General features: G+C 61.5%; 4 protein-coding genes. All 4 read left to right on the top strand.

Translation table 11 applies throughout. The features are described from left to right. On the top strand, positions 1 to 1,774 hold a 1,774-nt coding region (sdhA, locus tag HV744_RS36220), incomplete at its 5' end, for a succinate dehydrogenase flavoprotein subunit (RefSeq protein WP_246279381.1). 24 nt (positions 1,775 to 1,798) lie between these two features. Further along, the gene (locus tag HV744_RS36225; protein ID WP_054034792.1) at positions 1,799 to 2,503 is read left to right on the top strand and encodes a succinate dehydrogenase iron-sulfur subunit; all 705 of its coding nucleotides are present in this window, start codon (positions 1,799 to 1,801) and stop codon (positions 2,501 to 2,503) included. A 1-nt stretch (position 2,504) separates the two neighbouring features. Next, positions 2,505 to 2,777: an FAD assembly factor SdhE gene (locus tag HV744_RS36230; protein ID WP_042329019.1), complete on the top strand. Its 273-nt coding sequence runs from the start codon at positions 2,505 to 2,507 to the stop codon at positions 2,775 to 2,777. 72 nt (positions 2,778 to 2,849) lie between these two features. Next, on the top strand, positions 2,850 to 3,302 hold a 453-nt coding region (locus HV744_RS36235), incomplete at its 3' end, for a citrate/2-methylcitrate synthase (RefSeq protein WP_281363706.1).

Here is a 3,302-nt window from a genome sequence, read left to right on the forward strand (position 1 = left end):
GGCTGCAATCAAGAATTCTCTGCCGCGTCGCAAGTTTGACGTGGTTATCGTCGGCGCAGGCGGCTCGGGGATGCGCGCTTCGCTGCAACTCGCGCGCGCCGGTCTGTCGGTCTGCGTGCTGTCCAAGGTGTTCCCGACGCGTTCGCACACGGTCGCTGCCCAGGGCGGCATCGGCGCGTCGCTCGGCAACATGAGCGAAGACAACTGGCACTATCACTTCTACGACACGATCAAGGGTTCCGACTGGCTCGGCGACCAGGACGCGATCGAGTTCATGTGCCGTGAAGCACCGAACGCAGTCTACGAACTCGAACACTTCGGCATGCCGTTCGACCGTAACGCCGACGGCACGATCTATCAACGCCCGTTCGGCGGCCACACCGCGAACTACGGCGAAAAGCCGGTGCAACGCGCTTGCGCGGCGGCTGACCGTACCGGTCACGCGCTGCTGCACACGCTGTACCAGCAAAACGTCGCGGCCAAGACGCAATTCTTCGTCGAATGGATGGCGCTGGACCTGATCCGCGACGCCGACGGCGACGTGCTCGGCGTGACCGCGCTGGAAATGGAAACCGGCGACGTCTACATCCTCGAAGGCAAGACCACGCTGTTCGCCACGGGCGGCGCGGGCCGGATCTTCGCGGCATCGACCAACGCGTTCATCAATACCGGTGACGGTCTGGGCATGGCCGCGCGCGGGGGCATCGCACTGCAAGACATGGAATTCTGGCAATTCCACCCGACCGGCGTGGCCGGCGCGGGCGTGCTGATTACCGAAGGCGTGCGTGGTGAAGGCGGCATTCTGCGCAATTCGAACGGCGAGCGTTTCATGGAACGCTACGCGCCGACGCTGAAGGATCTGGCGCCGCGCGATTTCGTTTCGCGTTCGATGGACCAGGAAATCAAGGAAGGGCGCGGCGTGGGTCCGAACAAGGATCACGTGCTGCTCGACCTGTCGCACATCGGCGCCGAGACGATCATGAAGCGTCTGCCGTCGATCCGCGAAATCGCGATGAAGTTCGCGAACGTCGACTGCATTAAAGAGCCGATCCCGGTTGTGCCGACCATCCACTACCAGATGGGCGGTATCCCGACGAACATCAACGGTCAGGTCGTCGGTACGGCGAAGGGCCACGAAGAAGTCGTCAACGGTTTCTACGCTGTGGGCGAATGCTCGTGCGTGTCGGTGCACGGCGCGAACCGTCTCGGAACGAACTCGCTGCTCGACCTGGTGGTGTTCGGCCGCGCGGCCGGCAACCACATCGTCAAGCACGTGAAGGAGATCAAGGAACACAAGCCGCTGCCGGCCGACGCTGCCGACTTCGCGCTGTCGCGTCTGGACAAGCTCGACAAGTCGTCGTCGGGCGAATACGCGCAAGCGGTCGCTAACGACATCCGCAGCACGATGCAGGCGCACGCCGGCGTGTTCCGCACGTCGAAGCTGCTGGCTGAAGGCGTCGAGCGCATCCGCGAAGTGGCTGGACGGGTCGACAACATCCATCTGAAGGACAAGTCGAAGGTGTTCAACACGGCACGCGTCGAAGCGCTGGAAGTGGCGAACCTGATCGAAGTGGCGCGCGCCACGATGGTCTCCGCCGAAGCGCGCAAGGAAAGCCGTGGCGCGCACGCGCAGAACGACTTCGAACACCGCGACGACGAAAACTGGCTGCGCCATACGCTGTGGTTCAGCGAAGGCGATCGCCTCGACTACAAGCCGGTTCACATGAAACCGCTGACCGTCGAATCGGTGCCGCCGAAAGCGCGTACCTTCTAAGGCACAAGTCAAAGGAATTCAGAAATGGCAAAGCGTACATTTGAAATTTACCGCTACGACCCGGACAAGGACGCGGCACCGCGCATGCAAACGTACGAGATCGAAATCGACTCGCACGAACGCATGCTGCTGGACGCGCTGCTCAAGCTGAAGGCAATGGACGAGACCTTGTCGTTCCGCCGTTCGTGCCGCGAAGGCGTGTGCGGTTCGGACGCGATGAACATCAACGGCAAGAACGGTCTGGCCTGCCTGCAGAACATGAACGACCTGCCGCAAAAGATCGTGCTGCGTCCGCTGCCGGGCCTGCCGGTCGTGCGCGACCTGATCTGCGACTTCACGCAGTTCTTCAACCAATATCATTCGATCAAGCCGTACCTGATCAACGATACGCCACCGCCGGAAAAGGAACGTCTGCAGTCGCCGGAAGAACGCGACGAGCTCGACGGCCTGTACGAATGTATTCTGTGCGCTAGCTGCTCGACCTCCTGCCCGAGCTTCTGGTGGAATCCGGACAAGTTCGTCGGCCCGGCTGGCCTGTTGCAAGCCTACCGTTTCATTGCGGACAGCCGCGACGAAGCGACGGGTGAACGCCTCGACAACCTGGAAGATCCGTACCGTCTGTTCCGTTGCCATACCATCATGAATTGCGTCGACGTTTGCCCGAAGGGCCTGAACCCGACCAAGGCGATTGGCAAGATCAAGGAATTGATGGTCCGCCGCGCTGTCTGAGATGGACGAAACATCGCATCAGTCCGACCCTCTCCGCCGCGCGCGCCTTCGCTGGCGCGCGCGGCGGGGCCTGCTGGAAAACGATCTGATCTTTGAACGTTTTTTCGGCCGATATGAGCATGACCTCAGCGATGCCGACGTGGGCGCTCTCACGCGCCTGCTCGAGCTGAGCGATAACGACCTGATGGACTTGCTGCTCGTGCGCAAGGAACCGGAAGGCGAGCTTGCCGACCCGGATGTGATCCGGGTGCTGGAGCTGCTGCGCAACGCTTGAGCGCCGCCAGTCCGTTGTCCCGGGCGTGCAATTATCGAAACCCTGTATCCATACTTCGATTGAGGATGTGCTATGACCCCGTCAGATGTTAAAGCCACGCTATCGTTCAGCGACAATTCGCCGAGCGTTGAAATGCCGATTTACAAGGGCACGCTCGGCCCGGACGTAATCGACATTCGCAAACTGTACGGCCAGACCGGCAAGTTCACGTACGACCCGGGCTTCATGTCGACGGCGGCGTGCAATTCGGCGATCACCTACATCGACGGCGACAAGGGTGAGCTGCTGTACCGCGGCTACCCGATCGACAACCTCGCGCAAAACGCCGACTTCCTCGAAAGCTGCTTCTTGCTGCTGAAGGGCGAACTGCCGAACGCGAAGCAGAAGGAAGAGTTCGTCAAGACCGTGACGAACCACACGATGGTGCACGAGCAGATGCACTTCTTCTTCCGCGGTTTCCGTCGCGACGCGCACCCGATGGCGATTCTGGTCGCCGCGGTCGGCGCGCTGTCGGCGTTCTATCAC

The organism is Paraburkholderia ultramafica (assembly GCF_902859915.1).
Classification (GTDB): domain Bacteria; phylum Pseudomonadota; class Gammaproteobacteria; order Burkholderiales; family Burkholderiaceae; genus Paraburkholderia; species Paraburkholderia ultramafica.

Coding starts and splice junctions, on each gene's coding strand:
- HV744_RS36225 (WP_054034792.1), top strand. CDS start 1,799: ATGGCAAAGCGTACATTTGAAATTTACCGCTACGACCCGGACAAGGAC.
- HV744_RS36230 (WP_042329019.1), top strand. CDS start 2,505: ATGGACGAAACATCGCATCAGTCCGACCCTCTCCGCCGCGCGCGCCTT.